This window comes from Lentzea chajnantorensis (assembly GCF_054300775.1).
Map to the genome: position 1 here is coordinate 3,091,245 of NZ_JBSDZT010000002.1, position 23,781 is coordinate 3,115,025.

Below are 23,781 nucleotides of genomic sequence, written 5' to 3' on the forward strand. Positions count from 1 at the left end.
ATCACTTACCCCCAACGGCGCGGTCGAGCAGTTCCAGGAACGAGCGGTTCAGCGCCGCCGTGTCCTTCGGTCGCATGGCCCGCCGCGCCTGCAGGACGGCGTGCACGTACAGAGATTCGAGCGTCAGCTCCACGAGCGACGGGTCGGTCAGCCGCGCGAGCCGCTGCACCAGCGGGTTGCGGCAGTTCAGCACCAGCTGCTCCGGCCGGCCGGAACCGGTGTCCGCGGTCAGCTGCCCCAGCAGCTCCGCCCACAGCGGGTCGGCGTCGGCGGCGGTCTGCTCGGTGTCGAGCCTGCGCTGCTGCTCGGCGTTGCTGATCAGCAGCGCGGGCAGCGAGACCGGGTCGAAGTCGCGGACCACGGCGTCGCAGTCGTGCCGGTCCAGCGCCGCCGCGCCCTCCGCGAGCCGCAGCTTCAACGCGGCCTCGACGTCGGGTTCCGGATCGGCCAGTGCCGCCAGCAGCTCGCTCGGGGCGACCCGCCGCGCGACGGCGGGACCGTCGAGCGCGCTCAGCCGGTTCAGCAGCTCCATGTCGTAGGCGTAGCCGGCGTTGACCAGCCCGAGCCCCTGCGCCGCCGCGACCGGGGCGAGCTGGTGGAACTCGTCGACCTCGGGGATGTAGAGGATCGCGCCGTGCTTGCGCCTGAACTGCCGCAACGGGATCGCACCGTCCGTGGTCTCGAACGGCAGCCACCGCTCCACCAGCCGCAGCATCTCGTCGTCGGACCGGGCCAGCGACTTGATGCCCAGGTGGTGCGCGGCCAGCAGCTCACCCGCGCGGCGCGGCTCGATCGCGTCCAGCCGGATCAGCCAGTCGCGGATCTGCTCGCCCAGCTCCTCGCGCACCGCCAGCAGCATCTCGTCCTGGTACAGCGACTCGCGCGACGCCGTCGGGCGGATCGCGGACGCGTCGACCACGCACCGCACGAAGTACGCCCAGTCCGGCAACAGGCCCTCGACGTTGTCGCCGACCAGCATCCGCTTCAGGTACACCCGGTGCGTCTGGCGCGTCCCGGGGTGCACGCCTGAGGGCAGCACGAACGCGACACCGGTCAGCCCGGCCGCCTCGACCTCGATCGGGATCGCCTCGAACGGCGTGAACCCCAGCACCTGCTCGCAGTAGGCGGACAGGTCCGCGTCCTCGTCGTCCCACGGCCGCAGCCCGCGCGTCACGACCTCGCCGTCCACCGTGACGACCGCGGGCAGCAGATCGCCGTAGTCGCTCACCAGCGGCCGCACGACGTCGGCTTCCAGCCAGTGCTCGTTGCCGCGCGACGCCCGCAGCACCACCGTCGTCCCGACGGCCACCTCACCGTCCACGGCGGACACGGAGTAGTTGCCGGAGGAGTCCGCCTGCCACCGCACGGCCGCACCACCGCGGGCCGAGCGCGTGATCACCGTCACCGAGGAGGCGACCAGGAAGCACGACAGCATGCCGACGCCGAACTGCCCGAGGAACCCCTCGCGGGCGAAGCCCAGGTCGTCGCGCTTCGAGGTGCGGCCGAGCGTCGACAGCAGCCCGTGCACCTCGTCCTCGGTGAGGCCCACACCGCTGTCGGTGATCGTCAGCTCGGGGCCGCAGGTGATCGAGACCTCGGCCGGGCAGGACGGGTCGAGCTCGCGCCGTGCCGTGATCGCGTCGACGGCGTTCTGCAGCAGCTCGCGGACGTAGACGCGCGGGCTGCTGTACAGGTGGTGGCTGAGCAGGTCGATGATGCCGCGCAGGTCGACGCGGAAGGTGTGCGACATGATGCCGCCCATCCTAAGGACGCGATCCACGCCGGCGCCGCCATTTATGTGGAACGGCCCGGGGCGGTCAAGTGGGCACCCACTAGGATCGGGGAGTTGATTACCGAGTCCGTGACGGGAGCTGTCCTACAACCATGTCCGGAGCCAACGACCCGTACGACCCCAAGCAGGTCGCGGCGCTGTCGGCCGAGCACCTCGACGCCGCCGTGCAGAAGGCGCGCGAGGCGTTCGCCGGGGCAGCCGACCTGGAGGCGCTGGCCGCGGTCAAGCCCGGCCACCTCGGCGACCGGTCGCCCGTGCTGCTGGCCCGCCGTGAGATCGGGGCGCTGCCGCCCAAGGCCAAGGCCGACGCCGGCAAGCGGGTGAACGAGGCGCAGTCCGCGATCAAGGTCGCCTTCGACGAGCGCCACGCGGTGCTCGCCGTCGAGCGCGACGAGCGGGTGCTGCGCGAGGAGACCGTCGACGTCACGCTGCCCTGGGACCGCTTCCCGCGCGGCGCGCGCCACCCGATCACCACGCTCGCCGAGCGCATCGGTGACGTCTTCGTGGCCATGGGCTACGAGGTCGCCGAGGGCCCCGAGCTCGAGACCGAGTGGTTCAACTTCGACGCGCTGAACTTCGGCAAGGACCACCCGGCGCGGTCGATGCAGGACACCTTCTACGTCGCGCCGGCCGACTCCGCGCTGGTGCTGCGCACGCACACCTCGCCGGTGCAGGCCCGCACGCTGCTCGACCGCGAGCCGCCGGTGTACGTGGTGTGCCCCGGCCGCACGTTCCGCACCGACGAGCTCGACGCGACCCACACCCCGGTGTTCCACCAGGTCGAGGGCCTCGCCGTGGACAAGGGCCTCACCATGGGCCACCTCAAGGGCACGCTCGACGCGTTCGCCCGCGCCATGTTCGGCGAGGACTCCCGCACCCGGCTGCGCCCGTCGTTCTTCCCCTTCACCGAGCCGTCGGCCGAGGTCGACGTGTGGTTCCCGGAGCGCAAGGGCGGCGCAGGCTGGGTCGAGTGGGGCGGCTGCGGCATGGTCAACCCCAACGTGCTGCGCGCCTGCGGCGTCGACCCGGACGTCTACTCCGGCTTCGCGTTCGGCATGGGCCTGGAGCGGACGCTGCAGTTCCGCAACGGCCTGCCCGACATGCGCGACATGGTCGAGGGCGACGTCCGCTTCACCCAGCCTTTCGGAACGGAGGCCTGAGCCGGATGCGCATCCCGGTCAGCTGGCTGGTCGAACACCTCGGTTTCGACGAGATCCCCACCCCTGACGAGCTCGCCGAGGCGTTCGTGCGCATCGGCATCGAGGTCGAGGAGGTGAGCCCGCTCGGTCCCGTCACCGGCCCGATCGTCGCCGGTCGCGTCGTCGAGATCGAGGAGCTCACCGAGTTCAAGAAGCCGATCCGCTACTGCAAGGTCGAGGTCGGCCCCGAGCAGGTCAACAACATCATCTGCGGTGCCTCGAACTTCGTCGAGGGCGACTCGGTCGTCGTCGCGCTGCCCGGTGCCGTGCTGCCCGGCGGCTTCACGATCTCGGCGCGCAAGACGTACGGCCGCACGTCCGAGGGCATGATCTGCGCCGCGGACGAGCTCGGCATCGGCGACGACCACTCCGGCATCCTCGTGCTGCCCTCGGGCACCGCGACGCCCGGTGACGACGCGATGGAGCTGCTCGGCCTGAACGACAGCGTCATCGAGGTCTCGCCGACACCCGACCGCGGCTACGCGTTCTCGGTGCGCGGCCTGGCCCGCGAGATCGCCTGCGCGCTCGACGTGCCGTTCGGCGACCCCGGTGTCGTCGAGGTCCCGGAACCGGAGGGTGAGGCCTGGCCGGTCCACCTCGAAGACCGCGCCGGCTGCTCGCGCTTCGTCGCACGCCGGGTGACCGGTGTCGACCCGACCGCGCCCACGCCGTGGTGGATGCGCCGCCGCCTGATGCTCGCCGGCATGCGCTCCATCTCGCTGCCGGTCGACGTCACGAACTACGTGATGCTCGAACTGGGCCAGCCGCTGCACGCGTTCGACGCGGCAGCGGTCCAGGGCGCGCTGACCGTGCGCCGGGCGGTCGCGGGCGAGAAGCTCACGACCCTGGACGACGCGGTGCGTGCGCTGGACGTCGACGACATCGTCATCGCCGACGACTCCGGGGTCGTGTCACTGGCCGGTGTCATGGGCGGCGCGTCGACCGAGGTCCGCGACAGCTCCTCGGACATCCTGCTGGAGGCCGCGAACTGGGACCCGGCGTCCATCGCCCGCACGGTCCGCCGCCACAAGCTGCCGTCCGAGGCCGCCAAGCGCTTCGAGCGCACGGTCGACCCCGCGCTCGCCCCGGTCGCGCTGGAGCGGGCCGCGAAGCTGCTCGTGCACTACGGCGACGGCGCGATCAAGCCCGGCCGCACCGACGTCGGCGCGGCCGTGCTGCCCGAACCCGTGTCGATGCCGATCGACCTGCCCGACCGCATCGCCGGCGTCCGCTACGCCCGCGGTGTGACGGCACGGCGCCTCGGCCAGATCGGCTGCCAGGTCGCGGTGACCACCTCCGACGACGGCCAGACGATCGTCACGGCGACGCCGCCGACGTGGCGTGCCGACCTCGTGCAGCCCGCCGACCTGGTGGAGGAGGTGCTGCGGCTGGAGGGCTACGACACGATCCCCTCGGTGCTGCCGCCCGCGCCCGCCGGTCGTGGCCTGACCGAGCAGCAGCGCCGCCGCCGCACCGTGTGGCGCACGCTCGCCGAGGACGGTTTCGTCGAGGTCAAGCCGTTCCCGTTCATCGACCCGTCGGTGTTCGACGCGTTCGGTCTCGCGGAGGACGACGTCCGCCGCAACACCGTCGGCGTGCTGAACCCGCTGGAGGCGGACAAGAACGTCCTCGCGACGACGCTGCTGCCCGGCCTGCTGGAGACGTTGCAGCGCAACCTCGCCCGTGGCGCCAAGGACGTCGCGCTCTACAACGTCGCCCAGGTGACGTTGCCGCGCGCGCAGCAGGTCCCGGTGCCGTCGCTGGGCGTGGACCGCAGGCCCACCGAGGCCGAGGTCGCCTCGATGCTGGCCGCGCTGCCGCAGCAGCCGCTGCACGTCGCCGGTGTGCTGACCGGCCACCGCGAGCTGGCCGGCTGGTGGGGCAAGGGCCGCATCGCCGACTGGTCGGACGCCGTCGAGGCGGCCCGCCGCGCGGGCCAGGCCTACGGGGTGACCCTGCGCGTCGTGGCGTCGGACCTGCTGCCGTGGCACCCCGGCCGCTGTGCCGAGCTGCGCGTCGGCGACTGGCCCGTCGGCCACGCCGGTGAGCTGCACCCGAAGGTCGTCGAGGCGCTGGGCCTGCCCAAGCGCACGGTGGCGTTCGAGCTCGACCTCGACGCACTGCCGCTCGACGACCACCGCCCGGCCCCGGTCGTGTCGCCGTACCCGCCGGTGCTGCTGGACGTGGCGCTCGTCGTGGCCGCGTCCGTGCCGGTGCAGTCGGTGTCGGAGGTGCTCGGCGCGTCCGCGGGCGAGCTGCTGGAGGACATCCGGCTGTTCGACGTGTACACGGGCGAGCAGGTGGGCGAGGGCAAGAAGTCGCTCGCGTACTCGTTGCGCTTCCGCGCGCCGGACCGCACGTTGACGGTGGAGGAGGCGACCGCGGCCCGCGACGCCGCCGTGGCCGCCGCCGGTGAGCGCGTGGGAGCATCGCTGCGCGCCTGACCGGTCACTCGCGGTGAAGCCCGGGGTTCCGCGGAGTCCCGGGCTTTTCCGCGTCATGGGACGAGTGCCGTTGTCCAGAAGAACTGCCGTACCGAAGAATCGCTCGATCGGCTGAATCCCCGGAACCGGGATTTGGGGTCAAACCGGCAGGTGGTGGCCCTGGGTAGCTGTCAAGGTGCCGAAGGTCCTTCATTACAGGGGGAGATCGGCGCCCGACAGACGCTTGCGCAGTACGTGAAGGTTCTCCAAGATTGGCGGCGCGGCCCGCTGGGCCGAGGGGCGAAGCGATGAACCACCGGGCGAGTCTGGTCGCCGGTCCGGTGGGGAGCTAGAGGCGAACCCACCGCCTGGAGCAACAACTCTGGAGAGTTGCGCCATGCGTAGTTTGGGTCCCCGACTGGAGATCGCCGTGTCGTTGACGATCCTCATGGTCGGCGCGGCCGTGGTGGCGGCCATGCACCTCACGTGGCCGGAGCCGCAGGTCCCGGCGATGGCGTACTCCGTCAGCAGCGGCGAGTCGGGGATGCAGCAGCTCAAGCCGTTCGAGATCAACGACATCTCCGGTGCACCGGTCGAGCTCACGCCGGGTGCGGTGGGCCAGCGCACGGTGCGGCTGTCGAACCCGAACGCCGTCGGCATCATCGTCGAGAGCCTGTCCGCGGTGCCCGGTCAGCCGCTGGACGCCACGCAGCAGCGCGTCGAGGGCTGCCCGGCCGGTGTGCTGAGCGTCGTGCCGCTGACCGACGTCGTGGAGATCCCGGCGGGCGGAGCGGTCGAGGTGACCATGAAGGTCCAGGTCGCTGCGGACGTCCCCGCGGTCTGCGCCGAGCTGGTCTTCCCGCTCACCTACTCGGGCCGCGCCAAACACGGTTAGTCAGCCGCTCCCGCACCGCCGGCCACTCGTCGGCCAGCACGGAGTGGACGACCGTGTCGCGGCAGGTGCCGTCCGGTCGCGTGATGTGCCCCCGCAGCACGCCTTCCCGTTCCGCGCCGAGCTCCTCCACCGCCCGCTGCGACCGCACGTCCCCGGCGTCGGTGTACCAGGCCACCCGCACCGCGCGGCGCGTCTCGAAGGCCTCGGTCAGCACCAGCAGCTCGGCCTCCGGGGTGATCTCGGTGCCGTGCCGGTCGGTGCCGACGACGGTGTACCCGATCACCAGCCTGCGGTGCTCCGGCACGACCTCGTAGAACGACGTCGTGCCCACCACGCGGCCCGTGCCGTTCTCGACCTGCGCGTACGGCTCGCGCGTGAGCACCGCGTCGGTGACCCACTGCCGCATCTCGTCGACCGTCCGCGGCCGGCTCGGCAGCCACGTCCAGAGGTCCGGGTCGCGGGTCGCCTCGAACAGGCCCTCCGCGTGTGCCGCGTCAGCGGTTCCAGCCGGACGTGCGTTCCCCTCATGCGGTCAACCTAGAGGTGTTTGAGGGCTTCGCGTCGTGACAACGGCGACAGGCCCGGCCGCGCGGCCACGAACGCCCGCACCCAGCCCGGCTCGGTCTTCGCGTACTCGCGCAACGCCCAGCCGATGCCCTTGCGCAGGAAGAAGTCCGGGTCGCCGGCGTTCGCGTCGACGCACGCCGTCAGCAGTTCGGTGTCGGTGGCCGCCTTGGCGCCCAGCTGGCAGATGACCGACGTCCGCCGCCGCCACCGGTCCGGGTCGGCCGACCACTGGAGCACCACCGGCCGGACGGCCGCGGGTTCCGAGCGCAGCAGCGGGCCGATCCGCTTGGCCGCGATCTCGTCGACGTGGTCCCACCACGCACCGGTCACGACCATCTCGTCGAACCACGGCAGGAGCTCGGCCGACTGAAATCGTTCGTCCCCGCTCAACGAGAGCGCGACATACCGTTCCTCGCGAAACTCCGCTTCCCGCCACAACCGCTGCACGGCGCGGAACCAAACGTTCCGGTCGTCGATTCGCGGCAACGTCCTCAGCAACGCCGTGCGACCCGGCTTCGGCACGCCCAGGAACGGCATGTCCGACTTCATGTACGCCCGCATCTGCGGTGCCTTAACCGGGTCGGCCAGCGCGGCCAGCCCCGTCCGCACGGCGTCGACCAACACGTCCTCGGCAGTCACAGCGGCACTGTACGACCGGAGTCCCGCTCGCGCGGGCGTTGACCCGACTGCCCGAGGCCCGGCGGTCGATCGGCGCACACTTCTTGAATTTCGCTACGCACAATGCCCGGCCTAGCTAACGAAAACGCAAAACATCTCCGGCCACACCCTCACGGTGAACAAGAAACACTTGTGCGCGCACTACAGTTCGCTTTCATGCGCGTGCTGATGGTGGTGGTGGCGCTCGTGCTCGGCAGCATGAGCGCGACCAAGGCGGAATCCGCGGATTTCCTGGACCTGCCGCTGCTCAACGGGAACGGTGAGCAGCGCGGTGGCGTGCACCCCGACCTGCCGGCCGACCGGGTCGTCCTGGAGCGCGCGCTCGACTCCGCCCGGTCGAAGGGCCTGCACCCGACCCGCTACCAGGCGCTGCTGTGGCAGTACTGGGTCGTCCGCGCCGCCGACGACGCCGGGGTGCGGCTGGCCGACTGGGACCCGCAGCGCCCGGCCGAGCACAACCGGCCGATCATCTTCGCCGTCTACGACTTCTACGCGCGGCTCTACCTGGCGCACCCGGACACGTTGCGGTGGATGGGCTTCGCGAACATCGGCGCGCCCGCGTTCGCCGCCGGCATGCTCGACCTGGGCACCCTGCCGGAGCTCCGGTTCTTCTCCTCGATGCTGATGTCGATGCAGAAGCACATCTTCATGGACCTCGGCGCGATGCACGCCGCCTACCTCGCCGGGGGCATCGCCGCCGTGGAGGAGATGCGCGACGCCGGGATCATCGACGCGGCGACCACCGCGGCCTGGGCGGACCCGGCACGCGCGGTGCTCGCGTTCTCGAACCGCGAGCAGAACCTCGTGATCCCCGACCAGTTCGACCGGATGCGCGCCCGCCTGCTGCCGCCCGGCGAGATCGTCACCTACGCGATGACGGTGGCGGGACCGATGCCGGTGCCGGGCGCGCGGACCCCGGCGCAGTACCGGCCGCTGCTGTGCGGTCCGCTGCCCGCGTTCAACTACGCGGACCGGGTGGCCCGCTGGGACTTCCTCAGCCACGACACGGTGCCCGCCTACGAACGCCTGACACCCGAGGCGGTGCGCGGGATCGTGACCCGGCCGTTCGGCGAGCGCGTGGCCGAGTACCGGGCAGCCGCGCGGCTGCTGGACCTGATCCTCCGGCTGCCCGCGCGCACAGCGGCCTGCGGGTTGTCGCTGCTGACCGGCTGAACCGGATCAGTCGTTCCCGCGTGGAACCGGTGCGCGCTGGGTAGGCTGCCGACCATGACGTCGTACGACTACGACCTGATCGTCATCGGCTCCGGCCCCGGCGGCCAGAAGGCGGCGATCGCGGGTGCGAAGCTGGGCAAGCGCGTGGCGATCATCGACAAGCAGGAGATGGTCGGCGGCGTCTGCGCGAACACGGGCACCATCCCGTCCAAGACGCTGCGCGAGGCCGTGCTGTACCTGACCGGCATGAGCCAGCGCGAGCTCTACGGCGCGAGCTACCGGGTCAAGCAGGACATCACGATCTCCGACCTGATGGCCCGCACCCAGCACGTGATCGGCCGCGAGGTCCAGGTCGTGCGCGCGCAGCTGCACCGCAACGGCATCGACCTGCTCAACGGGTTCGGCCGGTTCGTGGACGAGCACACCGTCGCCGTCGACGGCAGCCACCGCGGTGACCACACGCGGATCACCGGCGAGTTCATCGTCATCGCCACCGGCACCACGCCCGCGCGTCCGTCCGTCGTGGACTTCGACGAGGAGCGGATCCTCGACTCCGACGAGGTCTTCGCCCTGCAGGAGATCCCGTCGTCGCTGGTCGTCGTCGGCGCCGGCGTGATCGGCATCGAGTACGCGTCGATGTTCGCCGCGCTCGGCACCCGCGTCACCGTCGTCGAGCAGCGCGAGCGGATGCTCGACTTCTGCGACCCGGAGATCGTCGAGTCGCTCAAGTTCCACCTGCGCGACCTGGCCGTCACGTTCCGGTTCGACGAGAAGGTCGTGGACGTCTCGGTGTCGGAGTCGGGCACGATCACGACGCTGGCGTCGGGCAAGCGCATCCCGGCCGCCGCGGTCATGTACTCCGCCGGCCGCCAGGGCTGCACCGAACACCTCGACCTCGCCGCCGCGGGCCTGGAGGCCGACCGCCGCGGCCGGCTGTCCGTCGACGAGCACTACCGCACGCCCGTCGAGCACATCTACGCCGTCGGTGACGTGATCGGGTTCCCCGCGCTCGCCGCGACGTCGATGGACCAGGGCCGCCTCGCCGCCTACCACGCGTTCGGCGAGCCGGTGCACGAGCTGACCGCCTTGCAGCCGATCGGCATCTACACGATCCCGGAGATCTCCTACTGCGGTGCCACGGAAGCCGAGCTGACGTCGTCCGCGGTGCCCTACGAGGTCGGCATCTCCCGCTACCGCGAGCTGGCGCGCGGCCAGATCGTCGGTGACGCCTACGGAATGCTGAAGCTGCTGGTGTCCACTGCGGACCGCAAGATCCTGGGCGTGCACGTGTTCGGCACGGGCGCGACCGACCTCGTGCACATCGGCCAGGCCGTGATGGGCTGCGGCGGCACGGTCGACTACCTCGTCGACACGGTGTTCAACTACCCGACGCTGTCCGAGGCGTACAAGGTCGCCGCGCTCGACGCGACGAACAAGATCCGCGCGCTGGACAGGTTCAGCGGTCTGTGAGGTTCAGCGGTCTGTGAGACCGGCGTCGTGAGCGACGATGGCGGCCTGCACGCGGTTGGCGCAGCCGAGCTTCGGCAGGATCCGGCTGATGTGCGCCTTCACCGTGCCGGTCGCCATGAACAGCCGCTCGCCGATCTCGGTGTTCGACAGCCCTGACCCGACGAGCCGGAGCACCTCCCGCTCGGTCCCGGTGAGCGCGTCGACCTTGCGGCGCGCCTCCCCGCTGGTGTCCGGTGCGGTCAGGTGCCGTTCGATCAGGCGCTTCGTGATCTGCGGGGCGAGGATCGGCTCGCCCCTGGCCGCCGTGCGCACGGCCGTGATCAGCTCCTGCGGCGGGGTGTCCTTGAGCAGGAACCCGGTCGCGCCCACCTTCAGCGCCTGCGCCACGTAGGAGTCCTCGCCGAACGTCGTGAGCATGACGACGTTCGTGCTCCCGGCGATCTGCTCGGCGGCCTTGAGCCCGTCGCCGCCGGGCATCCGGATGTCCAGCAGCGCCACGTCGACCCGGTGCGCGCGGGCCTGCTCGACGGCCTGCCTGCCGTCGCTCGCCTCGGCCACCACGGTGATCTCCGGGTCGTTCTCCAGGATCAGCCGGATACCGGCGCGCATCAGCGTCTCGTCGTCGGCGATCAGAACTCGGATCACGCGCCCACCCTACGGGCGCTCCTGCTCCTTGGAGATCAGCCTGCCCTCGCGGAAGCACAGCTTGTAGAGCAGGTCCGCGTCGTGCGAGCTGCGGAAGCGCGAGCAGCTGTCCACGCCGAGCTGCCCGAACCCGTACTGGTCGAACACCTCCTCCTCGGTGGTGACGCCCACCCGCAGCGAGTCGAAGTACGGCGCGTTCATCTGCGTCGGGTTGAACAGCGCGAAGACCAGCAGCACGATCAGCGCGCCGCTGATCGGCAGCAGCGCGAGCAACCCCAGGCAGCCGCCGCCGAGCACCCGCGGCACGGTCAGCACCTCGGCCGCGAGCGGCGGCGGCACCTCCGCCACCTCGGCGGCGAACTGGTCGGCCTGCGGTGCCGGGTGCAGCGGCACGTCCGCCGCCACCCGGAAACCGCCCTCGTGCGGCGGTCCCGCGCTGAACGCGCCGCCGAGCAGCCCGACCCGTTCCTCCAGGCCGGCCAGGCCGCGCCGGGTGCCCCTGCCGGGCACGGTGGTGGTCGGTCCGTTGAGGACCTGGATCCTGGCCCGTCCGCCCTGGACGGCGACCTGCACCCTGGTGCGGGCCTTCGGCGCGTGCTTGCGGACGTTGCTCAGCGCCTCCCCGACCACCCGGTGCACCGCGCGCCGGGTCCGCGGGTCGGCGCCGTGCAGGTCGTCGCCGGACCAGTCGAGGGTCACCGCGACGCCCGCCGCGGCCGCGTTCTCGACCAGGTTCGCGATGTCGGTCCTGGTGCCGGTGTCCTCGTCGAGCGACTCGGGTTCGGGGTTGGTCCGCAGCACGCCGAGGATCTCGCGCAGCTCGGCCATCGCGAGCGACGACGTGGTGCGGATCAGCTCGGCCTGCTCCTGCAGCTGCGGTGCCCTGCGGGCGGTCGTCAGCTCCAGCGCGCCGGCGTGGATGGAGATCAGGCTGAGCCGGTGGCCGAGCATGTCGTGCATCTCGCCCGCGATGTGCGCGCGTTCCTCGGAACGGGCTGACGCGGCGGTGAGCGCGCGCGCTCGTTCCAGGTACTCGTTGCGTTCCCGCAGGAGCCGGACCATCGGCCTGCGGCGGCCGAGCAGCATCCCCGACACCGCGGGGAAGAAGATGAAGAAGACCGACCCGACCGCCGCGGCCAGCAGCGACTCGGCCGGTGGCGTGGTGCGGTAGCTCTCCTGCAGCAGGCTGAACCCGCCTTGCAGCACCGTCATGAGCCCCAGCAACGCCCACAGCCGGCCGAACCGGGAGACGCGCCGGCACGCGGCGAAGACCACGAACATCGTCACGGCCTGCGCCCACAGGTTGTTGACCGCGAACAGCGGCGCGGTGAGCAGCAGCGCCCACTCCGGCCGCAGCGGCGCGAGCCACACCAGCACCGCGACCCACAGCGCGGTCGCGACGGTCAGCGCCGGGTGCGGGACCGGCGCCAGCGGTGCGAGCAGCGGCACCAGGCCGACGAGGAACGCCAGCACCGGCCACGCGACCCTCACCGCGCCAGCTCCCTCTTCGTCGTCAGCAGGCCCTGCCGGGTGAAGCAGAGCTCGAAGTCGTGCCCGTCGTCGTCGCGCACGGGGTAGCGGTAGCAGCCGGGACCGTCGGCGGGCACGCCGAAGCCGTGCGTCTCGGTCACCTCGGCCTCGTGCGTGACCGCCACCCGGTAGCCGTCGAACTCCTGCCGGGTCATCTCGCCGCGGCCGAACACCGCGATCACCACCAGCACCAGCACCGTGCCCACGGCGGGGACGACGGCGAGGACGCCGAGGCAGCTGCTGCCGACCACCCGCGGCACGGTGAGGACGTCGGCGGTGACCGGCGGCGGCGCTTCCGCGACGGCACCGGTCGCGCCCGTCTCCTCCTGGACCACCGGGTGCGCCGGCAGGTCGGCCGCCACCCGGAACCCGCCCGCGAGCCGGCCCGCGTCGAACTGCCCGCCGATGAGCGTGACCCGTTCCTCCAAGCCGATGAGCCCGCGCCGGGTGCCGCCACCGCGGGGTTCGCCGCTCGGGCCGTTGACCACCTCCACGCGCACCCGTTCGGCCACGTGCACCGACACGCGGGTCTGGGCTGACGGCGCGTGCTTGTGCACGTTCGTGAGTGCTTCACGCACGACCCGATGAACGGCCCTGCGCAGCCGTGCGTCGGCATCGGCCAGATCGTCGCCCGTCCACCGCAGGTGCACGGAGACGCCCGCGTCCTGCGACGCCGCCACGAGCCGTTCGACGTCGGCGCGGGTTCCGGGGTCCTCACCGGTCTCGGTGGCCGTGCCGAGCACGCCGAGGATCTCGCGCAGCTCGTCCATCGCGACCGCGGAGGTCTTGCGGATCAGCTCCACCTGCTCGCGCAGCTCCGGTGCCTGCTCGGCGGCGGCGGCCTCCAGTGCGCCCGCGTGCGCGGTCAGCTGCCGGAGCCGGTGGCTGAGCACGTCGTGCATCTCGCTCGCGATGTGCGCCCTGGTGTCGGACCTGGCGGTGCTCGCGGTGAGCACGCGCGCGTGCTCCAGGTAGTCGTTGCGCTCCATCAGCACCTGCGTCAACGGCTTGCGGCGCCCGACGAGCGCACCGGCCACGGCCGGGAAGACCAGCAGGAACACCACCGAGAACCCGGTGCCGAGCAGGTACTCGGTGACGTTGTCGCCGTTGAGCCACGAGTGCAGCCCGCCGAACCCGGCCTGCAGCGCCGCGGTCGCGGGCACCAGCAGCCACAGCTGCCGGGCGGGGACCGTCCTGGCCACGCGGAAGACCACGAGCGAGGTGGGCGCGATCGCGAGCAGGTTGTTGACCGCGTGCAGGGGAGTGGTGAGCAGCAGCGCCGTCCGCGGCCGGCGCGCGCTGACCGGCACCACCGCAGCGGCCCAGACGGCGGAGGCGACCACCAGCCACGGCGCGGCGGGCCGGCCGAGCGGTGTCATGAGCGACATCAGCGCCAGCAGCAGGGCACCGCCCGCCCACAACCCGTCGCGCAGCCTCACGTTCACGGCGATCATCCTCGCCGACCGCCCCGGTGGCGCCCAGCGCCACCCGACCCCAATCCCCCAGCCACCCGGCCACGTTTTGCCGGCACGCGGGGACCCCGCGTACCCCAGGAGGGCACGCGGGGACCCCGCGTGCACCAGGAGAGTACGAAAGCTCCCCGCGTGCACTTTCAGTTGAGTGAGTTTGCATGAGCGTGCATAATCATTCGTATGACAGTGAGGATCGCGGTCGCGGGCGCCAGCGGGTACGCGGGTGGCGAGCTGCTCCGCCTATTGCTGGGCCACCCGGACGTCGAGATCGGTGCGCTCACGGCCAACAGCAGCGCCGGTGACCAGCTGCTCAAGCACCAGCCGCACCTCCTGCCGCTCGCCGACCGACAGCTACAAGACACCACAGTCGACACCCTCAGGGGGCACGACGTGGTGTTCCTCGCACTTCCGCACGGCCACTCCGCCGAGCTCGCGGCCCAGCTCGGCGACGACACCGTCGTGATCGACTGCGGCGCCGACCACCGGCTGACCGACGCCGGCGACTGGACCCGCTGGTACGGCGGCACGCACGCGGGCTCGTGGCCCTACGGCCTGCCCGAACTGCCCGGACACCGCGAGAAGCTGGTCAACGCGCGCAGGGTCGCCGTTCCCGGCTGCTACCCGACCGTGTCGTCGTTGGCGCTCGCACCGGCCGTGGACCTCATCGAGGACGAGGTCGTCATCGTCGCCGTGTCCGGCACGTCCGGCGCCGGCAAGTCGCTGAGGACGAACCTGCTCGGCTCCGAGGTCATGGGCTCCGCGAGCGCGTACGGCGTCGGCGGCGCGCACCGGCACACGCCCGAGATCACCCAGAACCTGAGCGGCGTGGCCGGACGGTCGGTCAAGGTCAGCTTCACGCCGGTGCTGGCGCCGATGTCGCGCGGCATCCTCGCCACGTGCACCGCCACGTTGCGCGACGGCGGTGACGTCCGCACTGCCTACGAGAAGGCGTACGCCGACGAGCCGTTCGTCCACCTCCTGCCGGAGGGCATGTGGCCGACGACGAACGCCGTCCTCGGGTCCAACGCCGTCCAGCTGCAGGTCACCGTCGACACGGACCTGAACCGCCTCGTGGTCGTGGCGGCCGTCGACAACCTGGCCAAGGGCACCGCCGGTGCCGCCGTTCAGTGCATGAACCTCGCTCTCGGCCTGCCGGAGACGACCGGCCTCTCGACCGTTGGAGTCGCACCGTGAACCGCAGCAAGGGCGTCACCGGGCCCCAGGGCTTCCGCGCGGCCGGAGTCGCCGCCGGGATCAAGGAGTCCGGTGCCCTCGACCTGACCCTCGTCGTGAACGACGGGCCGCAGGACGCCGCCGCGGGTGTCTTCACCACCAACAAGGTGAAGGCCGCACCTGTGCTGTGGTCGCAGCAGGTCGTCCAGTCCCGCCGGCTCACCGCGGTGGTGCTCAACTCCGGCGGCGCCAACGCGTGCACCGGCCCCGAGGGCTTCCAGGACACGCACGCCACCGCCGAGAAGGTCGCCGAGGTGCTCGGCACGGGCGCGGTCGACGTCGCCGTGTGCTCCACCGGCCTGATCGGTGAGCGGCTGCCGATGGACAAGGTCCTCACCGGGGTCGAGACGGCCGCGAAGGAGCTCGCGTCGTCGCAGGAGGCCGGTCTCAACGCCGCCACCGGCGTGATGACGACGGACAGCCGCCCGAAGCAGTCGTGGAAGGACTCCGGGCAGGGCTGGTCGATCGGCGGGTTCGTGAAGGGCGCGGGCATGCTCGCCCCGAACATGGCCACCATGCTGTCGGTCCTCACCACCGACGCCAGGATCTCCGGCGAGGAGCTGGACCGGGCGTTGCGCGCGGCCACCTCCAAGACTTACGACCGCCTCGACGTCGACGGCGGCACCTCGACCAACGACACCGTGCTGGTGCTCGCCTCCGGCGCCTCGGGCGTCGAGCCGTCCTACGAGGACTTCCTCGCGCTGCTCACCGAGGTCGCGGGCGACCTGGTCAAGCAGCTGCAGGGTGACGCCGAGGGCGTGACCAAGGAGGTCAGCATCACGGTGAAGCAGGCCGCCACCGAGGCCGAGGCCGTTCTCGTCGGGCGCACCGTCGCCGAGGACAACCTGGTGAAGACCGCGCTGTTCGGCTCGGACCCCAACTGGGGCCGGATCGCGATGGCGCTGGGCCGGGCCGACGCGCAGATCGACCCGGACGTGCTGCAGATCCTGATCAACGGCGTGTCGCTGTACCGCAACGGGACCCGCGACCGCGACCGGTCCGAGGCCGACCTGTCCGGCCGTGACATCGAGATCGTCATCGACCTCAACGTCGGCGAGGCCGAGGCCACGATCCTCACCACCGACCTGTCCCACGACTACGTCGAAGAGAACAGCGCATACTCATCGTGAACGCACAGGAAAAAGCGGCAGTTCTGGTCGAAGCGCTGCCGTGGCTGGAACGCTTCCGCGGCGCGCTCGTGGTCGTGAAGTACGGCGGCAACGCCATGGTCGACGACGAGCTGAAGAACGCGTTCGCCGAGGACATGGTGTTCCTGCGGCTGTGCGGCCTGCGCCCGGTCGTCGTGCACGGCGGCGGCCCGCAGATCAAGTCGATGCTCGACCGGCTCGGCATCCACAGCGAGTTCCGCGGCGGCCTGCGCGTGACCACGCCCGAAGCCATGGACGTCGTGCGGATGGTGCTCGTCGGCCAGGTCGGGCGCGAGCTCGTCGGCCTGATCAACCAGCACGGCCCGTACGCGGTCGGCATCTCCGGCGAGGACGCGCACCTGTTCACCGCCACCCGCCGCGGCGCACTCGTGGACGGCGAGGAGGTCGACATCGGCCTCGTCGGCGACATCACCAAGGTCAACCCGGACGCGGTGCTCGACATCGTGCGCGCGGGCCGCATCCCGGTCGTGTCATCGGTGGCGCCGGACGTCCACGGCGTGCCGCACAACGTCAACGCGGACACGGCGGCCGGCGCTCTCGCGGTCGCTCTCGGCGCCGAGAAGCTCGTCGTGCTCACGGACGTCGAAGGCCTGTACGCGAACTGGCCGGACCGCTCGTCGCTGCTGAACCAGGTCCGCGCCTCCGAGCTGGAACGGATTCTGCCGGGCCTGGACAGCGGCATGATCCCGAAGATGGAGGCCTGCCTGCGCGCGGTGCGCGGCGGCGTCCCGCAGGCGCACGTGATCGACGGCCGGCTGGCCCACAGCGTTCTGCTCGAAGTCTTCACCTCCGAAGGTGTCGGAACCATGGTGTTGGGGGACAAGTGACCACGCGTTGGCAACAGTCCATGATGGACAACTACGGCACACCGTCGCTGCAGCTCGAACGCGGTGAGGGCGCGCACGTCTGGGACGCCGACGGCAACCGCTACGTCGACCTGCTGACGGGTCTCGCCGTCAACGCGCTCGGCCACGCGCACCCGGCGATCGTCGAGGCGGTCTCGACGCAGATCGCGAAGCTCGGCCACACCGGCAACCTGTACGTCAACGAGCCCGCCCTGAAGCTGGCCGAGCGCCTGCTCGACATCGCGGGCGAGCCCGGCAAGGTCTTCTTCTGCAACTCCGGCGCCGAGGCCAACGAGGCGGCGCTGAAGATGGCCCGCCTCACCGGCCGCACGAAGGTCGTCTCGACCGTCGGCGGGTTCCACGGCCGCACGATGGGCGCGCTGACGCTCACCGGCCAGGAACCCAAGCGCGCGCCGTTCGCACCGCTCGTCCCCGGTGTCGAGCACGTCCCGTTCGGTGACGTGGCCGCACTCGAAGCCGCGATCGACGACGACACGGCGGCGTTCATCGTCGAGCCGATCCAGGGCGAGCAGGGCGTCGTCGTCGCTCCGGCGGGCTACCTCCAGGAGGTCCGCCGGATCACCGCCGAGCACGGCGCGCTGTTCATCCTCGACGAGGTGCAGACCGGCATCGGCCGCCTCGGCACGTGGTTCGCGTTCCAGCAGGCCGGGATCGTGCCGGACGTCCTGACGCTCGCCAAGGGCATCGGCGGTGGCCTGCCGCTGGGCGCCACCATCGGCTTCGGCGCGGCGGCTGAGCTGTTCAAGCCCGGCCACCACGGCACGACCTACGGCGGCAACCCGGTCTGCTGCGCCGCCGGGCTCGCCGTGCTCGACACGATCGCCTCCGAAGGCCTGCTGGAGCACGTCTCCGCGGTGGGCAAGGAGATCGCCACCGGTGTCGAGGCGTTGCACCACCCCGCGATCACCGGGGTCCGGGGAGCCGGCCTGCTGCTCGGCATCACGCTGCGCGAGGCGGTCTCGGCGAAGGCCGCGGCGGCCGCGCAGAAGGCCGGTTACCTCATCAACCCCATCCAGCCCGACGTGCTGCGGCTCGCCCCGCCGCTGGTGCTGGACGAATCCGACGCGCAGTCGTTCGTGGCCGCGCTGCCGACCTTCTTCGAGGAGCAGGCGTGACTCTGCGGCACTTCCTCCGCGACGACGACCTGACGACCGCCGAGCAGGCCGCCGTCCTCGACCTCGCGGACACCTACAAGGCCGACCGGTTCACCGCGAAGCCGCTGGCGGGCCCGAAGTCCGTCGCCGTGATCTTCGAGAAGAACTCGACCCGCACCCGGCTGTCGTTCGAGGTCGGCATCGCCCAGCTCGGCGGCAACCCGGTGATCATCGACGGCCGCTCCATGCAGCTCGGCCGCGAGGAGACCATCGAGGACACCTCGCGAATCCTGTCCGGGTACGTCGACGCCGTGGTGTGGCGGACGTTCGCCCAGGCCCGCATGGAGGCGATGGCCTCCGTGTCGCGGGTTCCCGTGGTCAACGCGCTGACCGACGAGTTCCACCCGTGCCAGGTGCTCGCCGACCTCCAGACGATCCGCCGCCGCTACGGCACGCTGGCCGGCCTCACGCTGACGTACCTCGGTGACGGCGCCAACAACATGGCGCACTCGCTGCTGCTGGGCGGCGCCACGGCCGGGATGCACGTCCGCATCGGCGCACCGGCCGGTTTCGTGCCGAACCCGCAGTTCCTGGAGGACGCCAAGAAGCGGGCGGCCGAGACCGGTGGCTCGGTGGCGCTGATCAGCGACCCGCGCGAGTCGGTCGACGGCTCCGACGTGCTGGTCACCGACACGTGGACGTCCATGGGCCAGGAGAACGACGGCAAGGACCGCGTCGGCCCGTTCCGGCCGTACCAGGTGAACGCCGACCTGCTGGCCGCGACCGGCAAGCCGGACTCGACGGTGCTGCACTGCCTGCCCGCGCACCGCGGCTGGGAGATCACCGACGAGGTGCTCGACGGCCCGCAGTCGCTGGTGTGGCAGGAGGCGGAGAACCGGCTGCACGCCCAGAAGGCGCTGCTCGTGTGGTTGCTGGAGCAGTCGTCATGACCCGCACCGCCCGGCAGGGCCGCATCGTCGAGATCGTCAGCCAGCAGGCCGTCCGCAGCCAGTCCGAGCTCGCGAAGCTGCTGGCCGCGGAAGGCATCGAGGTCACGCAGGCCACGCTGTCGCGCGACCTCGACGAGCTCGGCGCGGTCAAGCTGCGCGGACCCGACGGCGGTGCGCCGGTCTACGTGATCCCGGAGGACGGCAGCCCGGTGCGCGGCGTGCAGGGCGGCACCACCCGGCTGGTGCGGCTGCTCAGCGAGTGGCTGGTGTCGGCCGACTCGTCGGGCAACCTCGCGGTGCTGCGCACCCCGCCCGGTGCCGCGCAGTTCCTGGCCAGCTCGCTCGACCGGGCCGCGCTGCACGAGGTCGTCGGCACGATCGCCGGCGACGACACGATCCTGGTCGTGGCCCGCGAGCCGATGACCGGCGCGGAGCTGGCCGAGCGGCTCACCGCGCTGGCCTCGGTCAACGGCGATGAATGACCACCCGGTGCACGCCGTCGTGACGTTCGACGAGGGCGTGCCGGTCGCGGTGGACGGCGAGACGCTGACCGTGCCCGAGGCCGTGCGGGAGCTGAACTTCCGCGCCGGCGTGGTGCGGTCCAGCCTCGGTTCGGTGGCGCTGCGGGTGGCGCGGACGGCGATCCGCGGTGGCTCCGGCGAGGTCGACATCACGCTGTCCGAGGGGCGCGTGGTGGGCATCGTCGCCCGTTCGGAAGAATCCCTCTACGACTTCGCTAGCTGAAAGTTGCGTGCAATGAGTTCCTTGTGGGGTGGCCGGTTCGAGTCGGGACCGGCCGAGGCGATGGCCCGCCTGTCGCTGTCGACGCACTTCGACTGGCGGCTGGCGCCGTACGACATCGCCGGCTCGCGTGCGCACGCCCGTGTGCTGCACGCGGCGGGCCTGCTCACCGACGACGAGCTCGCCGGCATGCACAAGGCGCTGGACGAGCTGCTGGCCGACGTCGAGTCGGGCGCGTTCACGCCGGTGCTGGAGGACGAGGACGTCCACACGGCCCTGGAGCGCGGCCTGATCGACCGCGCGGGCGCCGAGCTGGGCGGCAAGCTGCGCGCGGGCCGGTCCCGCAACGACCAGGTGGCGACGCTGTTCCGGATGTGGCTGCGCGACGCCGCCCGCCGGGTCGCCGCGGGCGTGCTGGACGTCGTGGACGCGCTGGCGGGACAGGCCGAGACGCACTTCGGTGCCGTCATGCCGGGCCGCACCCACCTGCAGTCCGCGCAGCCCGTGCTGCTCTCGCACCACCTGCTGGCGCACGCGCACTCGTTGCTGCGCGACGTCGACCGCCTGCACGACTGGGACGAGCGCGCGGCGTTCTCGCCGTACGGCTCCGGTGCGCTGGCCGGCTCCTCGCTGGGCCTGGACCCCGCGAAGGTGGCCGCCGACCTGGGCTTCTCCGCACCGGTCGAGAACTCCATCGACGGCACCGCCGCACGCGACTTCGCCGCCGAGATCGCGTTCGTGCTCGCCATGGTGAGCGTGAACCTGTCGCGGATCGCGGAAGAGGTCATCATCTGGACCACCGCCGAGTTCCGGTTCGCCGTCCTCGACGACGCGTGGTCGACCGGCTCGTCGATCATGCCGCAGAAGAAGAACCCGGACGTCGCCGAGCTGGCGCGCGGCAAGTCGGGCCGGCTGATCGGCAACCTCACCGGGCTGCTGGCGACGCTGAAGGCCCAGCCGCTCGCGTACAACCGCGACCTCCAGGAGGACAAGGAGCCGCTGTTCGACTCGGTCGAACAGCTCGAACTGCTGCTCCCGGCGTTCGCGGGCATGGTCGCGACGCTCAAGTTCGACGTCGACCGGATGGCCTCGCTCGCGCCGGCCGGGTTCACGCTCGCCACGGACATCGCGGAGTGGCTGGTGCGCGAAGGCGTTCCGTTCCGCGTGGCGCACGAGGCCGCGGGTGCGTGCGTGCGCGCGGCGGAGTCCCGTGGCGTGGGCCTGGAGGACCTCACCGACGAGGAGTTCGCGGCGATCTCGCCCGCGTTGACGCCTTCGGTCCGTTCGGTGCTCACGGTCGAGGGCTCGATCGCGTCCCGCAACGCCCACGGCGGCACGGCACCCCCGCGGGTCCGCGAACAGCTGGACGCGTTGGTGGCCAAGGCATCGGCGGCCCGTGAGTTCTAGGCTGCTCACCCGGGAGGAGCTGGCGGTCGACCCGGTCGACGCGTCCCGGCTCCTCCTGGGGTCCTTCCTGGAGACCGGCGGCGTGCGCGTGCGCATCGTCGAGGTGGAGGCGTACCGGGGCGGCGACGACCCGGCGTCGCACTGCTACCGCGGCAAGACGCCCCGCAACGAGGTCATGTTCGGCCCGGCCGGCCATCTGTACGTGTACTTCGTCTACGGCATGCACTTCTGCGCCAACGTCGTGTCGCTGACCGACGGTGTGCCCGGTGCGGTGCTCTTGCGCGCGGGAGAGGTCGTCGAGGGCGAGGACATCGCGTTCTCCCGCCGCCCGGCCTCGCGTTCCGCGGCGGAACTGGCCAAGGGACCCGCACGGCTGTGCAAGGTCCTCGGGCTGGACCGCGGCTCCAACGGCCTCGACCTGACGTCTGCTGACTCGCCGGTGCGGTTGTACGCGGGCGACCCGGTGACGACCGTGCACTCCGGACCGCGCGTGGGTGTCGCCGTGGCGATGGACGTGCCGTGGCGGTTCTGGATCGACTCCCCGTCCGTGTCGACCTACAAGCGCGGCGGGAAACGGCGCGCGAACCCGGCACCGGAGTCGAGCTGACCCGTCCGGTGAGGACGGGACGGGCGGGGTGACGCGCTCGGCCACCCCGCCGCCGTCGGCTACGGCCGCACCGTGGTCCTGCGGTACCAGGCCCTGCGGTGGTCCACCGGCAGCGCCAACCGGGTGATCAGGCTCGTCAGCAGCGTGCCGATGAGCAGCCAGAGCACCGCGGCCAGGCCCTCGTTGAACAGCACCGCCACCTTGGGGCTGTCCGGCGTGAACAGGCCCTCCAGGCCCAGGGTGATCCCGTCCGCCCAGCCCGCGACGAACTGGAAGAACCCGTTGGTCGCGTTGGCATCGGCGATCACCAGGAAGATGTGCACCAGCAGCACGATGGCGAACACCCAGCACACGACGTCGATGACCGCGCAGACGCTGTGCACGGTGCGCACCTTGCGGTACGTGTCGTCGCGGCGCTCGACCACTTCCTCGACGACCGGCTCGTTCACCCGCTCGTTCACGCGCGGCAAGCGCTCGGTGGGCCGCCGTAACTCCGCATCACGTGGGTCCGTCATGGCGCTGGCGTACCCGTCCGCGTACCGGGTCGAAACACGTTGGACCAGGTAGGCGACAATGAGACGCGTGAGCGAGCACATCCTTGACGAACTGTCCTGGCGCGGCCTGATCGCGACGTCCACCGACCTCGACGCACTCCGGAAGGACCTGGCCGCCGGCCCGCTCACCCTCTATTGCGGTTTCGACCCGACGGCGCCGTCGCTGCACGCGGGCAACCTCGTGCCGCTGCTGATGCTGTCGCGGTTCCAGCGTGCGGGCAACCGGCCCATCGTGCTGGCCGGCGGTGCCACGGGCATGATCGGCGACCCGCGCGACACCGGCGAGCGCACGCTGAACTCGCTCGACACCGTCGCCGAGTGGGCCGACCGGATCCGCGGCCAGCTGGAGCGGTTCGTCGAGTTCGACTCCTCGGCCACGGGCGCCGTCGTCGAGAACAACCTCAACTGGACCGGCCAGGTCACCGCGCTGGAGTTCCTGCGCGACGTGGGCAAGCACTTCTCGGTCAACGTCATGCTGTCGCGGGAGACGGTGAAGCGCCGGCTCGAGTCGGACGGCATGTCCTACACCGAGTTCAGCTACCTGCTGCTGCAGTCGAACGACTACCTGGAGCTGCACCGCAAGTACGGCACCTCGCTGCAGATCGGCGGCTCCGACCAGTGGGGCAACATCGTCGGCGGCGTCGACCTGATCCGCCGGGTCGAGGGCAAGCACGTGCACGCGCTGACCGCACCGCTGGTCACCGACGCCGAGGGCCGCAAGTTCGGCAAGTCCACCGGCGGCGGCAACGTGTGGCTCGACCCGGAGATGACCTCGCCGTACGCCTGGTACCAGTACTTCGTGAACGTCGGTGACGCCGACGTGCTCCGCTACCTGCGGCTCTTCACGTTCCTCTCCCGCGAGGAGCTCGGCGAGCTGGAGCGGGAGACGGCGGAGAAGCCGCACCTGCGCTCGGCGCAGAAGCGGCTCGCGCAGGAGTTCACCGACCTGGTGCACGGCAAGCGCGCGACGGAGCAGGTGCAGCTGGCCTCTCAGGCGCTGTTCGGCCGGGGCGAGCTGCGGGACCTGGACGAGTCGGTGCTGAAGGCCGCCCTGGCGGAGGCGCCGACCGGTGACGTCCGGCTCGCGGACGAGCCCACGATCGTCGACCTGCTGATCGCCGGTGGGCTGGCGGACAGCAGGGGAGCCGCGCGGCGCACGGTGAACGAGGGCGGTGCCTACGTGAACAACGCGAAGGTGACCGACGAGGAGTGGAAGCCGTCGTCGTCCGACCTGCTCCACGGTGAGTGGCTGGTCCTCCGCCGGGGGAAGCGCAACAACGCCGGCGTGCGGGTAGCGCTCTGACCTGGGTTTACAG

At 71.4% G+C, this 23,781-nt stretch carries 22 protein-coding genes; 15 read left to right on the forward strand and 7 right to left on the reverse strand.

The features are described from left to right. Window position 1: 1 nt before the first annotated feature. Window positions 2-1,750, reverse strand: a complete 1,749-nt coding sequence (locus tag ACVDFE_RS15930; RefSeq protein ID WP_458430898.1) for an HSP90 family protein — start codon at window positions 1,748-1,750, stop codon at window positions 2-4. Window positions 1,751-1,884: 134 nt separating this feature from the next. On the opposite strand from ACVDFE_RS15930, the gene pheS reads away from it, so the two are divergent. From pheS to ACVDFE_RS15945, 3 genes are all read left to right on the forward strand, one after another. After that, the gene (pheS, locus tag ACVDFE_RS15935) at window positions 1,885-2,952 is read left to right on the forward strand and encodes a phenylalanine--tRNA ligase subunit alpha (RefSeq protein ID WP_360397847.1); all 1,068 of its coding nucleotides are present in this window, start codon (window positions 1,885-1,887) and stop codon (window positions 2,950-2,952) included. A gap of 5 nt (window positions 2,953-2,957) precedes the next feature. Beyond that, window positions 2,958-5,435: a phenylalanine--tRNA ligase subunit beta gene (gene pheT / locus ACVDFE_RS15940; RefSeq protein WP_458430899.1), complete on the forward strand. Its 2,478-nt coding sequence runs from the start codon at window positions 2,958-2,960 to the stop codon at window positions 5,433-5,435. A 376-nt stretch (window positions 5,436-5,811) separates the two neighbouring features. After that, on the forward strand, window positions 5,812-6,309 hold the full coding sequence (locus ACVDFE_RS15945) for a hypothetical protein (RefSeq protein ID WP_360397851.1): 498 nt from the start codon (window positions 5,812-5,814) through the stop codon (window positions 6,307-6,309). On the opposite strand, the gene ACVDFE_RS15950 is transcribed toward ACVDFE_RS15945, so the two are convergent. Next, window positions 6,278-6,784 carry a GNAT family N-acetyltransferase gene (locus ACVDFE_RS15950; RefSeq protein WP_458434345.1) on the reverse strand — a complete coding sequence of 169 codons (507 nt, stop codon included), beginning with the start codon at window positions 6,782-6,784 and terminating at the stop codon, window positions 6,278-6,280. The two genes, ACVDFE_RS15945 and ACVDFE_RS15950, sit on opposite strands and share 32 nt — an antisense overlap. 62 nt (window positions 6,785-6,846) lie before the next feature. Then, the gene (locus ACVDFE_RS15955; protein WP_458430900.1) at window positions 6,847-7,515 is read right to left on the reverse strand and encodes a DNA alkylation repair protein; all 669 of its coding nucleotides are present in this window, start codon (window positions 7,513-7,515) and stop codon (window positions 6,847-6,849) included. Window positions 7,516-7,710: 195 nt separating this feature from the next. Here ACVDFE_RS15955 and ACVDFE_RS15960 point away from each other — a divergent pair, with 195 nt between their 5' ends. Together ACVDFE_RS15960 and sthA are read left to right on the forward strand one after the other, a co-directional pair. Further along, complete coding sequence (locus ACVDFE_RS15960) at window positions 7,711-8,727, forward strand: hypothetical protein (RefSeq protein ID WP_360397856.1); 1,017 nt, start codon at window positions 7,711-7,713, stop codon at window positions 8,725-8,727. A gap of 54 nt (window positions 8,728-8,781) precedes the next feature. Beyond that, window positions 8,782-10,197: a Si-specific NAD(P)(+) transhydrogenase gene (gene sthA / locus ACVDFE_RS15965; protein ID WP_360397857.1), complete on the forward strand. Its 1,416-nt coding sequence runs from the start codon at window positions 8,782-8,784 to the stop codon at window positions 10,195-10,197. A gap of 3 nt (window positions 10,198-10,200) precedes the next feature. On the opposite strand, the gene ACVDFE_RS15970 is transcribed toward sthA, so the two are convergent. From ACVDFE_RS15970 to ACVDFE_RS15980, 3 genes are read right to left on the reverse strand one after another with little or no spacing between them, the layout of a single operon-like run. Then, window positions 10,201-10,842: a response regulator transcription factor gene (locus ACVDFE_RS15970; RefSeq protein WP_360397859.1), complete on the reverse strand. Its 642-nt coding sequence runs from the start codon at window positions 10,840-10,842 to the stop codon at window positions 10,201-10,203. Between the two features lie 9 nt (window positions 10,843-10,851). Then, a complete protein-coding gene (locus tag ACVDFE_RS15975; RefSeq protein ID WP_458430901.1) occupies window positions 10,852-12,333 on the reverse strand; it encodes a histidine kinase in 1,482 nt (493 codons plus the stop codon). Then, window positions 12,330-13,817, reverse strand: a complete 1,488-nt coding sequence (locus ACVDFE_RS15980) for a sensor histidine kinase (RefSeq protein ID WP_458430902.1) — start codon at window positions 13,815-13,817, stop codon at window positions 12,330-12,332. The genes ACVDFE_RS15975 and ACVDFE_RS15980 overlap by 4 nt, the downstream gene beginning before the upstream one ends. A gap of 207 nt (window positions 13,818-14,024) precedes the next feature. On the opposite strand from ACVDFE_RS15980, the gene argC reads away from it, so the two are divergent. The 9 genes from argC to ACVDFE_RS16025 are packed head-to-tail and all read left to right on the forward strand — an operon-like array spanning window position 14,025 to window position 21,911. Continuing rightward, window positions 14,025-15,038, forward strand: a complete 1,014-nt coding sequence (argC, locus tag ACVDFE_RS15985) for an N-acetyl-gamma-glutamyl-phosphate reductase (RefSeq protein WP_458430903.1) — start codon at window positions 14,025-14,027, stop codon at window positions 15,036-15,038. After that, complete coding sequence (gene argJ / locus ACVDFE_RS15990) at window positions 15,035-16,207, forward strand: bifunctional glutamate N-acetyltransferase/amino-acid acetyltransferase ArgJ (RefSeq protein WP_360397867.1); 1,173 nt, start codon at window positions 15,035-15,037, stop codon at window positions 16,205-16,207. Before argC ends, argJ begins: the two co-directional genes overlap by 4 nt. Continuing rightward, complete coding sequence (gene argB / locus ACVDFE_RS15995; protein WP_458434346.1) at window positions 16,195-17,073, forward strand: acetylglutamate kinase; 879 nt, start codon at window positions 16,195-16,197, stop codon at window positions 17,071-17,073. The genes argJ and argB overlap by 13 nt, the downstream gene beginning before the upstream one ends. Window positions 17,074-17,093: 20 nt before the next feature. Then, window positions 17,094-18,227, forward strand: coding sequence for an acetylornithine transaminase (locus ACVDFE_RS16000; protein ID WP_360397887.1), 1,134 nt, complete (start codon window positions 17,094-17,096; stop codon window positions 18,225-18,227). Continuing rightward, window positions 18,224-19,156 carry an ornithine carbamoyltransferase gene (argF, locus tag ACVDFE_RS16005; RefSeq protein WP_360397869.1) on the forward strand — a complete coding sequence of 311 codons (933 nt, stop codon included), beginning with the start codon at window positions 18,224-18,226 and terminating at the stop codon, window positions 19,154-19,156. Before ACVDFE_RS16000 ends, argF begins: the two co-directional genes overlap by 4 nt. Continuing rightward, window positions 19,153-19,638: an arginine repressor gene (locus tag ACVDFE_RS16010; RefSeq protein WP_360397871.1), complete on the forward strand. Its 486-nt coding sequence runs from the start codon at window positions 19,153-19,155 to the stop codon at window positions 19,636-19,638. Before argF ends, ACVDFE_RS16010 begins: the two co-directional genes overlap by 4 nt. Then, on the forward strand, window positions 19,631-19,900 hold the full coding sequence (locus ACVDFE_RS16015) for an argininosuccinate synthase (protein WP_458430904.1): 270 nt from the start codon (window positions 19,631-19,633) through the stop codon (window positions 19,898-19,900). Before ACVDFE_RS16010 ends, ACVDFE_RS16015 begins: the two co-directional genes overlap by 8 nt. A gap of 12 nt (window positions 19,901-19,912) precedes the next feature. Further along, window positions 19,913-21,304, forward strand: a complete 1,392-nt coding sequence (gene argH, locus ACVDFE_RS16020; protein WP_458430905.1) for an argininosuccinate lyase — start codon at window positions 19,913-19,915, stop codon at window positions 21,302-21,304. Further along, complete coding sequence (locus ACVDFE_RS16025) at window positions 21,294-21,911, forward strand: DNA-3-methyladenine glycosylase (RefSeq protein WP_360397875.1); 618 nt, start codon at window positions 21,294-21,296, stop codon at window positions 21,909-21,911. The genes argH and ACVDFE_RS16025 overlap by 11 nt, the downstream gene beginning before the upstream one ends. A gap of 59 nt (window positions 21,912-21,970) precedes the next feature. Here the strand turns inward: ACVDFE_RS16025 and ACVDFE_RS16030 are convergent, their stop codons facing one another. After that, the gene (locus ACVDFE_RS16030; protein WP_360397877.1) at window positions 21,971-22,372 is read right to left on the reverse strand and encodes a hypothetical protein; all 402 of its coding nucleotides are present in this window, start codon (window positions 22,370-22,372) and stop codon (window positions 21,971-21,973) included. A 121-nt stretch (window positions 22,373-22,493) separates the two neighbouring features. Here ACVDFE_RS16030 and tyrS point away from each other — a divergent pair, with 121 nt between their 5' ends. After that, the gene (gene tyrS, locus ACVDFE_RS16035) at window positions 22,494-23,768 is read left to right on the forward strand and encodes a tyrosine--tRNA ligase (protein WP_360397879.1); all 1,275 of its coding nucleotides are present in this window, start codon (window positions 22,494-22,496) and stop codon (window positions 23,766-23,768) included. The last annotated feature ends 13 nt before the right edge of the window (window positions 23,769-23,781 follow it).